14 protein-coding genes and 1 pseudogene are annotated in these 19,068 nt (G+C 71.5%); 5 read left to right on the forward strand and 10 right to left on the reverse strand.

What is annotated here, in order from left to right:
• A partial coding sequence (locus VIW71_RS20450; protein ID WP_331623863.1) for an FtsK/SpoIIIE domain-containing protein occupies nt 1-1,804 on the forward strand: 1,804 nt, incomplete at its 5' end.
• 58 nt (nt 1,805-1,862) lie between these two features.
• On the opposite strand, the gene VIW71_RS20455 is transcribed toward VIW71_RS20450, so the two are convergent.
• The 4 genes from VIW71_RS20455 to pdxH all read right to left on the reverse strand — a co-directional run bounded on the left by VIW71_RS20455 (nt 1,863) and on the right by pdxH (nt 5,945).
• Nucleotides 1,863-2,357 carry a hypothetical protein gene (locus VIW71_RS20455; protein ID WP_331623864.1) on the reverse strand — a complete coding sequence of 165 codons (495 nt, stop codon included), beginning with the start codon at nt 2,355-2,357 and terminating at the stop codon, nt 1,863-1,865.
• A 345-nt stretch (nt 2,358-2,702) separates the two neighbouring features.
• The gene (locus VIW71_RS20460) at nt 2,703-3,572 is read right to left on the reverse strand and encodes an alpha/beta fold hydrolase (protein ID WP_331623865.1); all 870 of its coding nucleotides are present in this window, start codon (nt 3,570-3,572) and stop codon (nt 2,703-2,705) included.
• 381 nt (nt 3,573-3,953) lie between these two features.
• On the reverse strand, nt 3,954-4,646 hold the full coding sequence (locus VIW71_RS20465) for a metal-dependent transcriptional regulator (RefSeq protein ID WP_331623866.1): 693 nt from the start codon (nt 4,644-4,646) through the stop codon (nt 3,954-3,956).
• A 663-nt stretch (nt 4,647-5,309) separates the two neighbouring features.
• Nucleotides 5,310-5,945, reverse strand: coding sequence for a pyridoxamine 5'-phosphate oxidase (gene pdxH, locus VIW71_RS20470; protein WP_331623901.1), 636 nt, complete (start codon nt 5,943-5,945; stop codon nt 5,310-5,312).
• Between the two features lie 312 nt (nt 5,946-6,257).
• On the opposite strand from pdxH, the gene VIW71_RS20475 reads away from it, so the two are divergent.
• Complete coding sequence (locus tag VIW71_RS20475; protein WP_331623867.1) at nt 6,258-7,367, forward strand: citrate synthase 2; 1,110 nt, start codon at nt 6,258-6,260, stop codon at nt 7,365-7,367.
• A 100-nt stretch (nt 7,368-7,467) separates the two neighbouring features.
• Here VIW71_RS20475 and VIW71_RS20480 read toward each other — a convergent pair.
• Nucleotides 7,468-10,298 (reverse strand): annotated as a pseudogene (locus tag VIW71_RS20480) (FAD-binding and (Fe-S)-binding domain-containing protein).
• Between the two features lie 257 nt (nt 10,299-10,555).
• Between VIW71_RS20480 and serC the strand changes: the two are divergent.
• Nucleotides 10,556-11,674: a phosphoserine transaminase gene (gene serC, locus VIW71_RS20485; RefSeq protein ID WP_331623868.1), complete on the forward strand. Its 1,119-nt coding sequence runs from the start codon at nt 10,556-10,558 to the stop codon at nt 11,672-11,674.
• A gap of 125 nt (nt 11,675-11,799) precedes the next feature.
• On the opposite strand, the gene VIW71_RS20490 is transcribed toward serC, so the two are convergent.
• On the reverse strand, nt 11,800-12,837 hold the full coding sequence (locus VIW71_RS20490; protein ID WP_331623869.1) for a hypothetical protein: 1,038 nt from the start codon (nt 12,835-12,837) through the stop codon (nt 11,800-11,802).
• Nucleotides 12,838-12,884: 47 nt separating this feature from the next.
• On the opposite strand from VIW71_RS20490, the gene VIW71_RS20495 reads away from it, so the two are divergent.
• Both VIW71_RS20495 and VIW71_RS20500 read left to right on the forward strand, forming a co-directional pair.
• Nucleotides 12,885-13,565: a GDSL-type esterase/lipase family protein gene (locus VIW71_RS20495; protein ID WP_331623871.1), complete on the forward strand. Its 681-nt coding sequence runs from the start codon at nt 12,885-12,887 to the stop codon at nt 13,563-13,565.
• A gap of 66 nt (nt 13,566-13,631) precedes the next feature.
• Nucleotides 13,632-14,627 (forward strand): aldo/keto reductase, encoded by a 996-nt coding sequence (locus VIW71_RS20500; RefSeq protein WP_331623872.1) that lies wholly within the window; start codon nt 13,632-13,634, stop codon nt 14,625-14,627.
• 177 nt (nt 14,628-14,804) lie between these two features.
• On the opposite strand, the gene thpR is transcribed toward VIW71_RS20500, so the two are convergent.
• The 4 genes from thpR to VIW71_RS20520 all read right to left on the reverse strand — a co-directional run bounded on the left by thpR (nt 14,805) and on the right by VIW71_RS20520 (nt 18,880).
• On the reverse strand, nt 14,805-15,398 hold the full coding sequence (gene thpR / locus VIW71_RS20505; protein WP_331623873.1) for an RNA 2',3'-cyclic phosphodiesterase: 594 nt from the start codon (nt 15,396-15,398) through the stop codon (nt 14,805-14,807).
• Entirely contained in the window at nt 15,395-16,765 is a 1,371-nt protein-coding gene (locus VIW71_RS20510; protein WP_331623874.1) for an MFS transporter, read from the reverse strand. Before VIW71_RS20510 ends, thpR begins: the two co-directional genes overlap by 4 nt.
• A gap of 117 nt (nt 16,766-16,882) precedes the next feature.
• Nucleotides 16,883-17,260, reverse strand: coding sequence for a MarR family winged helix-turn-helix transcriptional regulator (locus VIW71_RS20515; RefSeq protein WP_331623903.1), 378 nt, complete (start codon nt 17,258-17,260; stop codon nt 16,883-16,885).
• Between the two features lie 552 nt (nt 17,261-17,812).
• Nucleotides 17,813-18,880, reverse strand: coding sequence for a hypothetical protein (locus VIW71_RS20520; protein ID WP_331623875.1), 1,068 nt, complete (start codon nt 18,878-18,880; stop codon nt 17,813-17,815).
• Nucleotides 18,881-19,068 lie beyond the last annotated feature (188 nt).

Here is a 19,068-nt window from a genome sequence, read left to right on the forward strand (position 1 = left end):
CGGGGGGGGGGGCCGCCCCCCCGGGGCCGTGGAGAACGTGGCGGTGGCGCCGTGGGTGAGCGTCGTGGAGTGGTCACAGCTCGGCCGCACCGCCCCCCGGCGCCCGGCCGGCGCCAAGAGCGAAGACGACGAGATCACCGACCTCAAGGTGCTCGTCCAGGCGATCTGCGAGGCCAACGACCGGCTCGGCATCCCCGCCCAGCACAGCCCGTGGCTGCCGGCGCTGCCCAACACCCTGCAGCTCGACGAGCTGCCGGCACCCGTCCCTGCCGGTGCGCTGCCCCCCGCGCCGTACGGCGTCGAGGACCTGCCCGCGCTCCAGGCCCGCAGGGCCGTCGCCATCGACTTCCACACCTTCGGCCACCTGTTGGCCGCCGGCGCCCCGCGCTCGGGCCGGTCACAGCTCCTGCGCACCATCGCCGGTTCGCTGGCCCGTACGCACTCCGCCGCGGACCTGCACCTGTACGGCATCGACTGCGGCAACGGCGCGCTGAACGCGCTGACGAAGCTGCCGCACTGCGGGGCGGTCGTGGGCCGGTCGCAGTCAGAGCGGGCGATCCGGCTGATCGGACGGCTCAAGGCGGAGATGACGCGGCGCCAGGAGTTGCTGGCGGCGGACGGTTTCGCAGACATCGGCGAGCAGCGGGCGGCCGTGGCGACCGACGAAGAACGGCTGCCGCACATTGTGATCCTGCTGGACCGCTGGGAGGGCTGGACGCCCTCGCTCGGCGAACTGGACCACGGGGCGCTCAGCGACGATCTGTTCACCTTCCTGCGCGAGGGCGCATCGGTCGGCATCCACCTGATCATCACCGGTGACCGCACCCTCGTGGCCGGCCGCATTTCCACCCTTACAGAGGACAAGATCGCGTTCCGCCTCGCGGACCGCTCGGACTTCTCGCTGATCTCGATCAACCCGCGCAAGGTGCCCGAAGAGATCCAGCCGGGCCGGGCCTACCGCTCGGAATCCGGCATTGAGATGCAGGTCGCGCTTCTCGACGGCGACCCCACCGGTCAGGGCCAGGCCGCGGCGCTCACCGCGATCGGCGCGGCGGCCACCGAGCGGGACGCGGCCCTGCCCCGCTCCCGGCGGCCGTTCCGGGTGGACGTGCTGCCGTCCCGGCTGTCCTTCGCCGACGCGTGGGAGATGCGCGACTCCGACGCGGCCCGCAATCCCCTGTGGGCGCTGGTCGGCGTCGGCGGTGATGAACTCACCGGCTACGGGCCCGACCTGTCCGACGGCCTGCCGGCGTTCGTCATCGGCGGGCCCGGAAAGTCGGGCCGGTCCACCCTGCTGCTCACCCTCGCCCGCAGCTACCAGCAGCAGGGCGTCAAGCTGGTCGTCGCCGCGCCGCGCCCCTCGCCGGTACGTGAACTGGCGGGCGAGCCAGGGGTGCTGCGGATGTTCACCGCCAGCGACATACCGGCTGACGAGCTGAACGAGGCACTGGGTGAGGCCGAGGGCGCACCGCTGGTGGTGCTGATCGACGACGCGGAGCTGCTGCGCGACTGCGATGCGAAGGACGTACTCAAGGAGATCATCGCCCGCGGCTCCGACCGCGGAAGGGCACTGGTCATCGCGGGCGCCGAGGAGGATATCTGCTCCGGCTTCTCCGGCTGGCAGGTCGACGCCAAGAAGGCCCGCCGAGGTGTGCTGCTCTCCCCGCAGCAGACCATGAGCGGTGAGCTGATAGGCACGCGGCTCAGCCGGAGCAGCGTCGGCGGCCAGGTGACGCCCGGCCGCGCCCTGATCCACCTCGGCGACGGGGAACCGAAAACCGTGACCGTACCGATGACGGTGTGACGGTCCGACGCTGTGAACCGGCTGGCGGCGGGCACACGTCGGCGTCGGCCGTGGAGGGTCAGTTACTCGGCAGCCCGGTGCGGGAGAAGGTGTCGGTCAGGTTGCCGGCCCACCGCACGGTGAGCGTCTTGCCGTCGGCGGCCAGGACCCCGCGTCCGGAGGTGCGTTCCTTGTCGCCGTCCATACAGGTCAGTAAGAGCGCGATGCCGTCCTGATCGGTGTAGGAACCGCCGCACAGATGCGTGCTGGTGAGCGCGGCCTTCCCCTTCCCCAGGGCGAGTTGGATCTTGGTGGAGCCGTGAACCGCGAGCCAGACACCCTCGGCGCTCTGCGTCGGGTCGCCGGTCTCAGCCGGGGCCGACGTGGTGGCGACGGCCGCCCCGCTCGGGCTGGGCGTCGGACTGGGCTGCTGCCCCGAGGCGGTCGGGCTCGGCGTCAGCTGCTTCTTCTCGTCGTGGGCGCTGTCACTGCCGCACCCGCTCAGCGCCAGCACGGCGGCGACCGCCACCGTGGCGATCCCCGCTCCTGCGAACGTACGGCTACGACAACGCATCTGTTGCTCCCCCATGTCGCGATGTGGATTCAGCGGTCCGCAAGCTACCAGCCGGTCGATGGGCGACGCGCCGACCCAATACCCGGGCGGGAGGCAGTCGCAGGACCGTGACGACCCAGCCGTGGACGGTCTGCGCAGGCCCAATGGAGTAGGTACACGAGTTCAGCGACATGACGGTCGGCATCCTGCGGACCGTCAGCTTCAGCGGCCCCACCGCGAGTCTCGACGCCTCCGACGTACCGACCGCCGCCGCTGCGGAGGCGGAACGGCAGGCGTGTGCAACGCCACGGACCGGTTCCGCGGTGTGGGGCCCGGTCCGACGCACGCTGACGGCTCCTCGACCGCCTACGGGGAGCCGGAGCTCTGCCGTTCCACCGCCAGTGCTTCCCGCAGAAAACACTCGACCGTGTCGTACCAGGCTCCGGGCTGGTCCCACGGTACGAGGTGGCCGGCGTCGGCGATCTCGGCGTAGTGGCCGCGGGGCAGGACGCGGACCATCTCCTGTGCCTCGGCGCGCCCCAGTTCGCCGTCGAGGCCGCGTACGACCAGGGCGGGGCAATCCACTTGGGCCAACTCGTCCCAGTGGGCGTCACGTATCCAGGAGTCACGGGAGCGCGTCAGGTGTCCGGGGGTGTGAAGCGGACGCCAGCCGTCCTCGCCCTCTTCCATGACCTCGGCGAAGAAGTCGCCGCGGACCGGATTGGGCGGATCTGCCCAGGCGTCGTCGGCACCGAACCACTGCCGTACGTCGCAGAGCGTGGCGAAGGGCAGGGGCCAGCTGCCCAGCCAGTCCTCCCATGCGCGCTGTCCGGCCTCGCCCAGGGCGGAGGCACGCATGTCGCAGATGACCACGGCCGCCACCAGGTCGGGACGGTGGGCGGCGACCTGCCATGCAATGAGCGCGCCCATGGAGTGTCCGATGAGCGTGACCGGTGCCAGCCCGAGCTGTTCGACCGCGGCGATCGCGTCGGCCACGTACGCCTCCGGGCTGTAGGGCCCATCGGGCTTGGCGCTGCGGCCGTGTCCGCGCTGGTCGAGGGCGATGGCGCGATAGCGCGGGGCGAGGCGGCGGGCGGTGGCGGCCCAGTGCGAGGCGCGGCCCAGCAGCCCGTGCAGCAGCAGGACGCCCGGTCGGCCGGCGTCGGCCCCTCCTGCGTACTCCCAGGCCGCGAGCCGGACGCCGCCGGAACCCGTCACCTCGTACCGCTGGACCATGTGCCGCACCTCCTTCCGGTTGTCCTTACCGCAGCCACGGTATCGAACTTTTATTCGAATACAGAGACGGCGCGAGCAAGACCGCTCGTTCGAGTGACAGCGCTCAAGGATTGGCGGCCCGGCCCGAGGGGAGGACTTCAGCGGGACGCGGCGCGAAGGGGAAGCGAGCCGCGGGGAGGTACACGGGAAGCTCGGGGTCCCGGGTCCTCCGAGGGGGACGCTGGGGGGACAGGGGAGGAGGAGCCCCGACGCCGGTGGCAGCGCCGGGGCTCCCGCCTCACCCGCTCACACGGATCCGCGTCACGGACGGCGGATCACAGCCGCAGAACAGAACCGGGCGCGGAACATCACGGGCAGGAAGAGCACAGGGAGGAGGAATGCCTATCGCTTGGCGACGAACACGTGCGACGCGATCTCGCCGTCCAGCTCGGCGGCCTCGCCACCGCTGCCGACGAGCACCCCGCCGGGAGACGAGGTCACGCTGACCACGGCGCCCGGCCGCACACCCGCCCGTCGCAGGGTGTACATCACCTGGGAGTCGGTCTGGATCGGCTCGCCGATCCTGCGCACCACGACACTCGCTCCCGCCGACCCAGGCCGCAGTTCGGCCAGGCTGACCATGCCCTCCTCAAGGAATGGATCCGCCTCACCCTCCTCACCCAGCTCCTCCAGGCCCGGGATCGGGTTGCCGTACGGCGACTCGGTGGGGTGCCGCAGCAGCTCCAGCACGCGCCGCTCCACCGCCTCGCTCATGACGTGTTCCCAGCGACACGCCTCGGCGTGCACCTGCTCCCACTCCAGCCCGATGACGTCGACCAGCAGGCACTCGGCGATGCGGTGCTTGCGCATCACGCGGGTGGCGGTTCGCCGGCCTTCCTCGGACAGCTCCAGGTGACGGTCGCCCGCGACGTGCAGCAGCCCGTCGCGCTCCATCCGCGCCACCGTCTGGGAGACCGTCGGCCCGCTCTGGTCGAGCCGCTCGGCGATTCGGGCGCGCATGGGGACCACACCCTCCTCCTCCAGCTCCAGGATGGTACGGAGATACATCTCCGTCGTGTCGATCAATCCGGACATGCGCGCCCCTCGTGTACTCGTGCGTGGCCCTGTGCCAATTCTGACGCATCCCGGTGACAACAGGCCTCTGTACGGGAAGCCCGGACCTTCCCGGGGCCCTTTCTTGACCCCGGCCGCTTCTTGCCGCAGGCCGACTCCGGCACCACGGTGATCGCCGCGACTGAGCCCGGGGAGGACCTGGCCGACCCGTGCTTCGGCGCCGCCATCGCCCTGCTGCGGCAGGAGCGCACGGGCCGGCCACGGTGCCGAGGCGTTCGACCACCTGATGCGCGGGGGTGGGAGGCGGTGCACCCGACCGGGACGCCGCCGGCCACGTGCACCGCGTTCAGCCCTCGTGTGCGCTGAGCCACGCGAGATTTTCCATAAATCACTTGTGCGGTTCCGCTTCGCTTCTTACTGTTGCCGCACACACGAAGGGAGGTGGTCTGAAGCATGAGTTGCAGTCGGACACGTGAGGTGACTGCGGGCTAGCTCCGCGCACTGGGCGTGCGCGTTGCGCGCCAATCCCACGCAGTTCACCCGACCCGCGGGCTCGTCGGACTTGTCCGGCCGGTGCCCGGAGCCACCCGGCTCCGGGGAGCAGCCCGCGGGTCGTTCGCGTTCTCCGGCGCTCTCGCCGGCTTCGCGCGCGACCCCGCCCGCCGCGCCGCCCGTTCTCCCGCGTTACGGCGCCAGGCGCTCGACGACCCACCGGCCGTCGCCCCGTACGTACCGAAGCCGGTCGTGCAGCCGGTTCTCCCGCCCCTGCCAGAACTCGACGCTGAGCGCCTCGAGACGGTAGCCGCCCCACGACGGCGGTACGGGCACGTGGGTGCCCTCCGGCCAGCGCGTGGCCAGCTCGGCGTAGCGCGCCTCCAGCTCCCCGCGCGACCCGACGACCCGGGACTGCTCGCTCGCCCAGGCGCCGAGCTGCGAGCCGTGCGGGCGGCTGTGGAAGTACGCGGCGGTCTCCTCGGCGGAGACACGTTCCACCGTGCCGCCGACGATCACCTGACGGGCGATGGGGTGCCAGGGGAAGAGCAGCGAGGCGCGCGGGTTGGCGGCCAGGTCGCGGGCCTTGCTCGACCCGTAGTTGCTGAAGAACACGAATCCGCGCTGGTCGTAGCCCTTCAGCAGCACCGTGCGGGAAGTGGGCACGCCGTCCGCGCCGGCCGTGGAGAGCACCATGGCGTTGGGTTCGGTGATCGCCCCGCCGCCGGTCGCCCTCACCGCGTCCGCGAACCAGCGGGCGAACTGTCCGTACGGGTCCGCCGCCAGTTCCGCCTCGGTCAGACCGGCCGCCCGGTACTGCCTGCGCATGGCCGCCGGGTCGTCGGCCGGCGGCTCCTGCCACACCTGCGCAACGCGGTCACCGGTGTCCTCACGGCCCTTGCGGCCCTCGCGTTCATCGCCTGCTGTTTCGCCTTCTCGCACGCGCACATCTTGCAGGACGGCACCGTGGAACGCGTCACCGTCATGGAGTGTGCGGCATCTCACGGTGTCTGTCATGTCCGCATGCGGCGAGAATTGTCAGCCGGATCTGGCCGATCCCGGATGGAGCAGGGTGACCGTCCCACGGGCGGGGCATGACCGGAGACAACGCAGTGTCGAGATATCAAGAGGAGCCGCCTCATGTCCGACTTCGTACCCGGGCTCGAAGGAGTCGTCGCGTTCGAAACGGAGATCGCCGAGCCGGACAGGGAAGGCGGGTCGCTTCGCTACCGCGGTGTCGACATCGAGGAACTCGTCGGCAAGGTGACCTTCGGGCATGTGTGGGGGCTGCTCGTCGACGGCAGGTTCGCCCCGGGGCTGCCGCCCGCCGAACCCTTCCCGATCCCGGTGCACTCCGGCGACATCCGCGTCGACGTGCAGTCGGCGCTGGCGATGCTCGCCCCCGTGTGGGGCCTGCGGCCGCTGCTCGACATCGGCCAGGAAGAGGCCAGGGACGGTCTCGCCCGCGCGGCCGTGATGGCGCTGTCGTACGTCGCCCAGTCCGCTCGCGGGCAGGGGATGCCGATGGTGCCGCAACAGGAGATCGACAAGGCGCAGTCCATCACCGAGCGGTTCATGATCAGGTGGCGCGGCGAGCCGGACCCCAAGCACGTCGCGGCCGTGGACGCATACTGGTCGTCCGCCGCCGAACACGGCATGAACGCGTCCACGTTCACCGCCCGCGTCATCGCCTCGACCGGCGCGGACGTCGCAGCGGCGCTCTCCGGCGCGGTCGGCGCGATGTCCGGCCCGCTGCACGGCGGCGCGCCGTCCCGCGTGCTCGGCATGATCGAGGAGATCGAGCGTACGGGCGACGCCGAGGGCTACGTGAAGGCCGCTCTCGACAAAGGCGAGCGGCTGATGGGGTTCGGCCACCGCGTGTACCGCGCCGAGGACCCGCGCGCCCGCGTCCTGCGGCGTACGGCCCGCGAGCTGGGCGCCCCGCGCTACGAGGTCGCCGAGGCGCTGGAGAAGGCCGCGCTCGCCGAACTGCAGGCCCGGCGCCCGGACCGGGTGCTCGCCACGAACGTCGAGTTCTGGGCCGCGATCACGCTGGACTTCGCGGAGGTGCCGGCGCACATGTTCACGTCGATGTTCACCTGCGCGCGGACGGCCGGCTGGTCGGCGCACATCCTGGAGCAGAAACGCACCGGCCGTCTCGTACGACCCTCCGCGCGCTACGTGGGACCGGCGCCGAGGAGCGTGTGGGAGGTGGAGGGGTACGAGGGGATCGAGGGGATCGAGGGCTGAGCGGGACATTGGCGCGGGCGGGCCCACGGGGGCGGGTCCTGCCGGCCGGTGGGTGCCGAGGCGGGCGTGCGGGTGCGGGCCTGACGCCCCCGGACCGCCGCTACTCCAGCCCCTCGGCAAGCAGTTCCGCGAGGTGACGGGCCCTGACCCCGCCGACTTGGGCGAGCTGTGTACGGCAGGAGAACCCGTCCGCCAGGATGGCCGCGTCCGGACCGGCGGCTCGTACGGCGGGCAGCAGCGCCTCCTCCGCGCAGGCCGCGGAGACCTCGAAGTGCCCGGCCTCGAAGCCGAAATTGCCCGCGAGGCCGCAGCAACCACCGGTCAGTCCGCCGGTGAGGCCCGCCCGTTCACGCAACCGGCGGTCGGCCGCGTCGCCAAGCACGGCATGCTGGTGGCAATGGGTCTGACCAGCGATTTCGGCGTCCAGACGCGGCGGGGTCCAGTCCGGTGCGAACTGCTCCAGCGCTTCCGCGAAGGTCCGCACCGACGCGGCGAGGCGGGCGGCCCGCGGGTCGTCGGGTCCGAGGAGTTCCGGCATGTCGGCGCGGAGGGCCGCCGCGCAGCTCGGTTCGAGTACGACGAGCGGCAGCCCGGCGTCGAGTACCGGCGCGAGCCGGTCGAGGGTGCGCCGCATGACCGCCTTGGCGCGGGTGAGTTGGCCGGTGGAGACCCAGGTCAGGCCGCAGCACACGGCAGCGGGCGGGGTTCTCACCGTCATGCCCGAGGCTTCCAGTACGCGTACGGCGGCGCGCCCGACCTCGGGTGACAGGTGATTGGTGAAGGTGTCGGGCCACAGGACGACGGTAGGAGCGGCTGCGGGTCCGGATCCCGGCTCGCTGGAACCGGAGACGCCCGGAGCGTGGTTGCCAGGTCCGGGTTCCGGCGTCATGGAACCGACGTCACGGCCCGGGGAGTGTCCCCCGTCCGTGTCTCGACTATCCCACCATCGAGTGAATGTCTCAGACGCGAGTTCGGGCAATTCGCGCTCGCGTGCGACCCCGCCGAGGCGCTTCAGGAACCAGGCGGTTGACCGAGCCCTGCCAAGCACATTGAGCGCTCGGGCGAGTGGCGCGGCGACCCTCAGCCACACCGGAAGCCAGCCCATCGCGTAGTGCGCGCGGGGCCGCAGCCGCCCCCGGTAATGGTGGTGCAGAAACTCCGCCTTGTACGTGGCCATGTCCACTTCCACCGGGCAGTCGCTGCGGCACCCTTTGCAGGAAAGGCACAGGTCAAGGGCCTCTCGAACCTCACCGGAACGCCAACCGTCCGTGACGATCTCGCCGGCCAGCATCTCGTGCAGCAGGCGGGCCCGGCCCCGTGTGGAGTGGCGCTCCTCCCCGGTGACCCGGAAGGACGGACACATCACTTCGGAGCCGCCGGACGCGCCTGTCGGGGGCGTCGCGGTACGGCATTTGGCGACGCCGACACAGCGACGGATCGCGGTCGGAAAATCACCTCGGTCACTCGGATAGGTGAATTCCACGGCGACCGGACGAGTGGTCACGGCGGGCAGCACGGCGAAGCGCACATTGCTATCAATGGCATCGGGCCGCACAAGCATCCCCGGGTTCAGTCCGCCGTCCGGATCCCAGAGGTCCTTGAAAACTGCAAAGAGTGCGATCACCTCCGGGCCGTACATCTTCGGCAGCAACTCGGCGCGCGCCTGCCCGTCGCCGTGCTCGCCGGAGAGCGAGCCGCCGTGCGACACCACCAGGTCCGCGGCGGCCTCCGAGAAGCGGCGGAAGCGTGCGAGGCCGGCCTGGTCCATGAGGTCGAAGTCGATGCGCACGTGGACACAGCCGTCGCCGAAGTGGCCGTAGGGCGCGCCGCGCAGCCCGTGCCCGGCCAGCAGGGCCCGGAAATCCCGCAGGTAGGCGCCCAGTCGGGCCGGAGGCACCGCGCAGTCCTCCCATCCCGGCCATGCCTCGCTGCCGTCGGGCATGCGGGTGGCGGTCCCGGCCGCGTCCTCCCGGATCCGCCACAGGGCGCGCTGCCGCCGTCGTCGCCGACCCCGCGCGGCAACGACGCCCCGGCCGCCCCGACCAGGTCGGCCGCCATCCCCTCCACCGTCAACGGCCGCCACGGCAGCAGGAGATGGGCGGCGTCCGCGGCGGCGCTCTCGTCGGGGTAGCCGAGGACGGCGAGCACCCGTGCGTTCGGGGTGGGCACCAGCCGCACGGTCGCCTCCGTGAGCACCCCGAGGGTGCCCTCACTGCCGGTGAAGGCACCTGCGGCATCCCTGCCGTGCTCGGGCAGCAGCCGGTCCAGGGCGTAACCGGAGATCCGGCGTGGCAGTCGCGGAAAGCCGGTGCGCAGCAGCGCCAAGTGCTCATCGGCCAGGACCCGCAGACCGTCGCGCAACCGGGGCAGGCCTTCGGTGGCGAACGCTCCGTCCAGCCGGACCTGCTCCCCCCGGTAGGTGAGCACGTCCAGGGCCCGTACGTTGTCGGCAGTGGTTCCCCAGGCCACCGAGTGCGAGCCGCAGGCGTTGTTGCCGATCATGCCGCCGAGGGTGCAGCGGCTGTGGGTGGACGGGTCAGGGCCGAAGGTGAGTCCGTACGGGGCGGCGGCGGCCCGCAGGTCGTCCAGGACGACCCCCGGCTGGACGCGGGCGGTCCGGGTCTCGTGGTCGACGGCGACGATCCGGTTCATGTGGCGGGTGAAGTCCAGGACGACGCCGGTGCCGGTGGCCTGGCCGGCGATGGACGTACCCGCGCCCCGCGCCACCACAGGCACGCCGTGTTCCCTGCACGCGGTCAGTGCGGCGGCCACGTCGTCCGCGTCCCGGGGGGCGACCACACCCAGCGGCACCCGCCGGTAGTTGGACGCGTCCATGGCCATCAGGGCGCGCGACCCGGCGTCGAAGGCGACGTCACCGCGCACCGCGGTCCGCAGCGCCCGTTCGACGCCGGCTGAGTGATCGACGGTCATGTGCCCAGCCTGCCCGTTCGGAGGGTGCCGCCACGCCTCCCTCTCGGCGTCCGGATCCGGCAGCCGCCCGCCCCCCGGGGTCGCGCCCCCGTAGCCGCGTCCCCCGCAGCCGACTTTTCCCACAGCCGCCGTCCCCGCGGCCCCGTCCCTCCACTCACCGCCGCCCCCGACCGCGCCCCGCCCCACACCTGAGGCACTCGTGTCTCATCCGATGGAACACCGACGGAAACACAGCGGTTACGGGCTACGCTGCGAACGTGGCCGATATCCAGATTCCCGCTGACATCAAGCCCGCCGACGGACGGTTCGGGTCGGGCCCCTCCAAGGTGCGGACCGAGGCGCTCGACGCGCTGGCCGCCACCGGAACGTCCCTGCTCGGCACCTCCCACCGGCAGGCGACAGTGAAGAACCTGGTGGGGGAGGTCCGTGACGGCATCCGGCAGCTCTTCTCGCTTCCCGAAGGCTATGAGGTCGTGCTCGGCAACGGCGGCTCCACCGCGTTCTGGGACGTCGCCACGCACGGGCTGATCAGCGAGAAGTCCCAGCACCTGACGTTCGGCGAGTTCTCCTCGAAGTTCGCGAAAGCGGCGCAGACGGCGCCGTGGCTGGCCGAGCCGACGTTGGTCGTATCGGACCCCGGCACCCACCCGCTGCCGGTCGCCGAGGCGGGCGTGGATGTATACGCCTTCACGCACAACGAGACCTCCACCGGTGTCGCGGCGCCGATCCGCCGGGTCTCGGGCGCGGACGACGGCGCCCTGGTCCTGGTGGACGCCACCTCGGGTGCGGGTGGCCTGCCGGTCGACATCGCCGAGACGGACGTCTACTACTTCGCGCCGCAGAAGTCCTTCGCGGCGGACGGCGGCCTGTGGCTGGCCGCCTTCTCCCCTGCGGCGCTGGAGCGGGCCGCCACGATCGCCGCGTCCGGCCGCCACATCCCTGCCTTCTTCGACCTGCCGACGGCGATCGACAACTCGCGGAAGAACCAGACGTACAACACCCCGGCGCTGGCCACGGTCTTCCTGCTCAACGAGCAGCTGCGGTGGATCAACGGACAGGGCGGCCTGGACTGGGCGGTCGAGCGCACCGCCGACTCCTCCTCACGGCTGTACGGCTGGGCGGAGAAGTCCTCCCACGCCACACCGTTCGTGACCGACCCGGCGCAGCGTTCCCAGGTCATCGGCACGATCGACTTCGAGGCCGGTATCGACGCCGCCGCCATCGCCAACGTGCTGCGGGCCAACGGTATCGTGGACACCGAGCCCTACCGCAAGCTGGGCCGCAACCAGTTGCGGATCGCGATGTTCCCGGCGGTCGACCCGGCCGACGTCGAGGCGCTCACCGCCTGCATCGACTACGTCATCGGGCGCCTCTGAGCACTGCGGCCGCCTCGCCGGACCCCTCACCGCCGCCGGACGTGCCCGCCCGGCGGCGGTGATCCCGACCGGCCCGCATCACGCGCCGGCGGTCCGGGCGGTGCGCTGCCGTCAACCGCCGGTGATCAGGACGCCCGGCGGTCCCGGCGCCGTCGCGCGGCATTGCGCACGCCCACGCCCACGGCGCCCATGCCGACGAGAATGGCGATTCCCAGCACCTTGCTGCTCGCGCTCGACGACTTCGCGTCCTTGACCGCGCTCTCCGCGGGACCTCCGGTGCCGCCCGTGCTGCCGCTGCCCGGGGCGCCGGGCTTCGGGGCGACCCCGACCGGCAGGTCGGCGCCGCTGAGCCGTTCCGGCCGGACCCGACTGCCGGCGCCCTCGCTGCCGTACATCACCGCCCGGCCGTCGGCGGTGAAGGTGACGGACTCGCCCTGCTGCTGCATCGGGACGTCGAGGCTGCCGATCTTCTGCGGGCGGCCGTTCACCCAGCGGTAGTCGCTCGCCCAGAAGTAGCCGCGGAGCACCAGGCGGCTGCCGTCCGGGGAGAAAGCGCCATCGGTCACCCAGGGGACATCGGCGATCGAGCGGAAGACGTTGACGCTCTTGGCGCTCAGCCCGGCGGGCCCGGCGTAGAGGTGACCGCCGTTCTCGTTCTTGCTGGCGATGTAGACCCGGCCGGTCCTGGGCTGCACCATCAGGGACTCGGCGTTGCGCGGGCCGGCGTCGTAGTGGACGGCGTAGCGGGTGACGTCGACCGTCTGGTCGTGCAGTTGCCGGGGCTCGGGGAAGCGGTAGATCCACACTTCGGGCCAGGAGCCGTCGAGGTTGTCACCGATGTCGCCGACGTAGAGGTCACCGTCAGGGCCGGTCGAGATCGCCTCCACGTCGCGCGGGTGGACGCCCCGCATGGTCACCCGGGCGACGGTCCTGCCGGTGGCCGAGTCGACCGCGTAGACGTACGGGCCGTCTCCGCTGTCGTTGTGCGTCCAGTACACGCCCGGGTGCCGGTGGCTGGCGGTCAGGCCACTGGACTCGGCGATCCGCGGGTCGCTGATGGTGAAGGCCGTCGCGGCCCCGCTGTCGGCGACGGCGGGGGCGGCTGGACCGCAGGCCAGGGCCAGGGCGGCACAGGCGGCGGCCGCCGGAATATACGCACGCATGTACCCCAGTGTCCCTGGTCGGTCGCGGGTCGTGGATGATGCCCCGCATGCGTTACCTCTTCGTCGGCGATTCGATGACCGTCGGTGCCGCCGGCGACTACACGTGGCGCTACCGCATGTGGCAGCACCTTCGCGGCCTCGGGGAGCCGTTCTCGGTGGTGGGGCCGCGCGTCACGCTGTACGACAGGGCGGCGGAGGCGGCGGTCTCGTCCGATTACGCCGATCCGGGGTTCCCGCCGCACGCACGGCGCCATCTGGCGGGCTGGGGCGAGGGGTGGCAGCACATGGTGCCGCTGATCGGGGAGGCGGTACGCGACCACCGCCCGGACGTGCTGCTGATATCGCTCGGCCTGATCGATCTCGGCTTCTACTCCGACGCCGAGCGGACCGCGGTGCACGTGGAGCGTTTCGTCGCCGCGGCGCGGGCCACCGGCCCCCGGGTGCGTATGGTGCTGCTGCCGGTCATACCCAACACCCGCGCCGACCTCGACCCGGGCTTCGCGGACGAGTGCGCGGAGCTGAACGTAAGGATGGCCAAGGTTGTGGCCGACCATGACTCGCCCGAGTCGCCGCTGCTGCTGGCCTCCCGCCCGGAGGGGTACGACGTCCTGCTCGACACCTACGACGGCACGCACCCCAACTCCTCGGGCGAGCACAAACTCGCGGCGGCCTTCGCGGACGCGATGCACCAGGGGTGGGGTGTCGGGGCGCCGTACGCCGCGGCCTGACACCGACGGCGCTCCGGTCTTCGCGGGCCTTGATTCGAGCGCGCTCCAAGGGCTTGGCTTGGCTGCATGGAGTACACACAGCTCGGACGTACCGGTCTCAAGGTCAGCCGCCTGGTGCTCGGCACCATGAACTTCGGTCCGCAGACCGATGAGGCCGACAGCCACGCGATCATGGACGCGGCGCTCGGCGCGGGCGTCAACTTCTTCGACACCGCCAACGTCTACGGCTGGCGCGAGAACAAGGGCCGTACCGAGGAGATCATCGGCGCCTGGTTCGCGAAGGGCGGCGGCCGGCGCGACAAGACGGTGCTGGCCACCAAGGTCTACGGAACCATGGCCCCCGAAGGCGAGGAGTGGCCCAACTTCGAACGGCTGTCGGCGCTGAACATCCGCCGCGCGGTCGAGGCGAGCCTGAAGCGTCTCCGGACGGACCACATCGACCTCTACCAGTTCCACCACGTGGACCGGGCCACGCCGTGGGAGGAGATCTGGCAGGCGATCGACGTCCTGATCCAGCAGGGCAAGATCCTCTACGCCGGGTCGAGCAACTTCGCCGGCTGGCACATCGCGCAGGCCAACGAGGCGGCGGCGCGGCGCGGTTCGCTCGGCCTGGTCAGCGAGCAATGCCTGTACAACCTGGTGGAGCGCCGCGCCGAGATGGAGGTCATTCCGGCGGCGGAGCACTACGGCCTCGGGGTGATCCCCTGGTCGCCGCTGCACGGCGGACTGCTCGGCGGGGCGCTGCGCAAGCAGCGGGAGGGCGGCGGTGCCCGGTCGACGAGCGGTCGCAGCGCGGACGCGCTGAAGTCCCGGGAGCAGCGCGAGCAGATCCAGGCGTACGAGGACCTGTGCGACAAGCACGGTGTTGAGCCCGGTGACGTCGGTCTGGCGTGGTTGCTGACCCGGCCCGGGGTGACGGGACCGATCGTCGGACCGCGGACGCAGGGCCAGTGGGACTCGGCTCTGCGCGCGGTGAGGCTGGAACTGTCGGAGGAGTTCCTGACCTCGCTGGACGAGATCTTCCCCGGCCCCGGCCCCTCTCCCGAGGCGTTCGCCTGGTAGCGACGCGCCGACCGGTCCGGTGCCGGGCGGCCTGCGGCCGCGGGTTTCCGGACGTCGCCGCCGCGGTTCAGCCGACCGCGGCGGCGACGACCACCACCACGAGCATCAGGACGAAGGCGGCGGTCATCACGCGGGTACGGGTCTTGGGGTCCACCCTCCGAGACTAACCGGCCGGACTCATGGTCCTTGCGTCCGGACCTCCGGGCGGCCGAGCGGCCAGGACGCGACGGTGTTGTAGCGGGGTTGTTCGCCGGGGACCCCGGAGTGCGGCAGGGCGCTGCTGACCAGGCTGAGTGTGTCCGCGGGCCAGGGTGAGCCACGGAAGTCGGCCAGCGCGTCGGCGAAGCGCCGCAGGGCCACGTGGGTGGCCCGCTGGGTGCGGGCCAGGGTGAGGTGGGGGTGGTAGGCGTGTTCCTCGGCGGGCGGCGCACCGGCGCGCCGCCCGGCCGCCCGTACGGAGTCGGCCAGCCGGGCGAGCCCGGTCAGGTCCCCCTCGGCGCCGGTCCACAGGGCCCGGTCGCCGAACCGTCCGCCGCCGGCCAGCCGCAGCTCGTACGGGCCGTGCCTGCGGGCTGCCCGGCCGAGCCGTTCGTCCAGTCCGGGCCGGAGCGGGTCGGGCACCTCGCTGAGGAAGGCGAGGGTGAAGTGCCAGCCCGCGGGAGCGGTCCAGCGCAGCGCCGTGGCCTGCGGCAGGCGGCGTACGGGGGCCAGCGCCGCGGTCAGTTCGGCGACCGCAGCGGGAGGCGGCAGGATGGCGACGAAGAGCCTCATGCGGCCGGGGTCAGTCGCGGGGCGGCGTCTTCGGGCGGGGCGGGTTCTGTCCGGCGGGGCACAAAGGAGATCATCGGCTGATCCTTCCTCCGGCGCAGGCTGAGCTGCAGGCGCAGCCCGCCGGCCCGGACGAGCACGATTCCCACACCGAGGGCAGCGGCGGCGGAGATCAGGCCGCCGGAGAGGAATCCGGCCCGGGCGCCGTAGGTGTCGGTCACCCAGCCCATGATGGGGCCGCCGATGGGGGTGCCGCCGACGAAGACCATCATGAACAGGCTCATCACCCGGCCGCGCATGACGGGATCGCTGGCGAGCTGGACGCTTGCGTTGGCGGTGGTGTTGATGGTCAGGCCGAAGACGCCGATCGGCACCAGAAGGGCGGCGAAGACCCAGAACGAGGGGGCCAGGGCGGCCGCGGCCTCCAGCAGACCGAAAGCTGCGGCGGCGAAGGCCAGCATCCGCAGCCGGGTACGGCCGCGGCGGGCGGCGAGCAGGGCCCCGAGCAGGGAACCGGCGGCCATCAGGGTGTTGAGCAGGCCGTAGGTGCTCGCGCCGCTGTGGAAGACGTCGTTGACGAAGGCGGTGAGCCAGATCGGGAAGTTGAAACCGAAGGTGCCGATGAAGCCGACGAGCACGATCGGCCAGATGAGGTCCGGCCGGGCCGCGACATAGCGCAGGCCCTCGCGGAGCTGTCCCTTGCCGCGGGGCGCGCGTTCGATCGGGTGCAGTTCCGAGGTGCGCATCAGCAGCAGCCCGGCGAGGGGGGCGAGGAAGGACAACCCGTTGACCAGGAAGGCCCAGCCGCTGCCCACGGCGGTGATCAGCACTCCGGCGATGGCGGGGCCGACGAGGCGGGCGGCCTGGAAGTTGGCGGAGTTCAGCGAGACGGCGTTGCTGACGGCGGCGGGGCCGACCATCTGGACCACGAAGGTCTGCCGGGTCGGGTTGTCGACGACGGTGACCATGCCGAGCAGGAAGGCAACGGTGTAGACGTGCCAGACCTGGACGACGCCGCCGAGGGTGAGGGCGGCGAGGGCGACGCCGAGCACGCCCAGCGCTGCCTGGGTGCACAGCAGGATCTGCCGCTTGGGGTAGCGGTCGGCGATCACCCCGCCGTACAGCCCGAACAGGAGCATGGGCAGGAACTGCAGCGCCGTGGTGATACCCACGGCGAAGGACGAGCCGGTGATGCTGAGCACCAGCCAGTCCTGGGCGATCCGCGACATCCAGGTGCCGGTGTTGGACACGACGGCGCCGGTCGCGAAGAGCCGGTAGTTGCGGACCTTGAGGGAGCTGAAGGTGCCGGTCCTCTGGTCCGCGGGACGGTCAGGTTCGGTTGCGGTGTCTGATCCGGCGGCCGAACTCAATCGGACTCGCCTCCTCTTCATCGGGCTTCACAGGGCACGGGGTCGCGTGCGGGGTGCGTGCGCTGGACGCACGGGGGGTCGCGCGCGAGATGCGGGTGGGTGCAGGGGTGGGCTGCATCACAGGTGCGCGAGCTTTTCCAGGACGGGGGCGGCTTGGCGCAGGGTGGCCAGTTCCCCTTGGGTGAGTCCTTCGGCGAGTTCGGCCAGCCAGGCGTTCCGCTTGATGCGGCTCTCCTCCAGCATCGCCGCGGCCTGCTCGGTGGGGCTCACCACGACCTGGCGCCGGTCCTCGGGGTGCGGTGCCCGGCGGACCAGGTCTTTGGCCTCCAGCATCGCCACGATGCGGGTCATCGACGGGGGCTGGACGTGCTCCTTGCGGGCCAGTTCACCCGGCGTCGCCGACCCGCACCGGGCCAGCGTCCCCAACACCGACATCTCGGTCGGGCTGAGCGACTCGTCGACGCGCTGGTGGCGCAGCCGCCGCGAGAGGCGCATCACGGCGCCCCGGAGTTCACTGACGGCTGCACGGTCGTCCTCGGACAGTTCGGTCACATTTATTAGCTTAGCTCATTACCTAAGCTAAGTACAATCGGTGTTACGCGCATGTGTCCATACGTGGCCGCCCCCACCGGGCCGCCCGGCCGGGCCGCCCCACCGGGCCGCCCAGCGCCCAAGCCGCCCCCGCGGCATCTCACCCGTACGGGTGAGATGACCGCCGAAGGGACGCACGCGGTCTCCGGGTGAAGGGACCACTGGAGCCCATGGCATCGAGAGTGCTCAGCCTCCGCATGGACGGAGATCTGTGGGAACGGATCCGCGAGCATGCCCCACCAAGCGCGGGATGGGCCCGCAGGACTACGTGGTCAGGACACTCGTCCGCGAGGACTTCGTCGAACGGTTCAGGACAGCCGTCGACGCGACCGGGCGTTCCCACGGTCACCAGCCGGGCGGTCCGCTGAAGTCCGGGCTGCGGTGTCAGCCGGGCCCCGGGGCCCGGTCCCGGCGGTCGGACTCGCGTCAGGCCCGGGCCGGCCGGCGAGTCTCCGTTCAGCCCGTGGCCGCACCCGCGAGGCGGTCCACACCGTGGGCGTGCGGGTGGCCGGCGAGGCTGGCCAGGTGGTGGTGTTCGGGGAGCCGTATCCCGGTGGTCCCCGTCGGGTCCGGGCCGGTCAGGGTGGCGAGTTGGGCGGCGAGGGCCTCGCGGAGCTGGTTGCCGGGAACCAGGTGGGTGCGGCGGTCACCCGCGGCGCCGCGGACGTGGACGGCGTGGACGTTCTTGTAGTCCTGGGCCGTCTGGTAGTGGGGCTCGAAGACCAGGGTGACACGGGCTCCGGAGGCGAATTCCACGTCGGCGAAGCGGTAGCGCAGTTCCGAGCCGTACGGGATGCACCCGCGGGCGATACGGCGCCGGGCGATCGGATGGGTGAAGGCGTCGACGGCGAGGCGGGGGAAGCCGACACGGCCGTGCGCGGAGGCGTACAACTCGATCTCCGGAAGGCGAGAGTGGCCGCTGACCAGCACTCGCATTTCGGAGGTGACGAGAGAGGGCGGGGCGCACAGATACCTGGCATATTCAGTGGGCGGCACAATGGCGCGGAGAATGGCCAGCATGTCGAGCCATTCATAGCCCACGACACCGTACTGGGTGTCGACGAAACGACCGCGGGCGATGTCGCGTTCGCGGTTCTTGGTGAATTCCACCGTGATGCGCACAACACGGTCACCAGATGCGGAATCCGCCGTCGCACGGAGAATTCCGGCGAATCGGCGGACAGCCGGACTATGCGCGTAGACATCGTTGACGAGTACCCGGGCGGCGGGGTGGGCGTCCAGGGTGGCGGCGAGGACCGGGAGGTCCTCGGGAGAGCAGGCGGGCTGTTCCAGCAGGATGCGGGCGGCCGGATCAAGACGCAGCAGTCGGCGCACCAGGCCCAGATGGGTGGCGGTGGGAGTGGCGAGGATCCATGCGTCGACGGGCGGACCGCCGAGGCGGGCGACGTCGGAGGCGTCGGCCGTACCGCCCGGAGCGACGGTGCGGACGTGGTGACCGTCGGCCCGCGCGGTCGCGGCGAGGCGGGCACCGGCCGCACCGAGTCCGACCACGGCAACTCTCATATCGGCTCACTCCCCCGTGAGTGAAAGCCGGAGGACGGGGTCCTGAAACATTGCCCCGCTTCCGTACCTTCCTACAACACATTGTGGTCGACGCGTGAATATCGATGACACGCATAAAGCCGTTTCGCGGGATGCGAATCGGATGACGCGCGCGCACACTATCAAGCCGGACCACCGAAAAAAGGACG

It is taken from the genome of Streptomyces sp. (genome assembly GCF_036524955.1).
Lineage (GTDB): Bacteria > Actinomycetota > Actinomycetes > Streptomycetales > Streptomycetaceae > Actinacidiphila.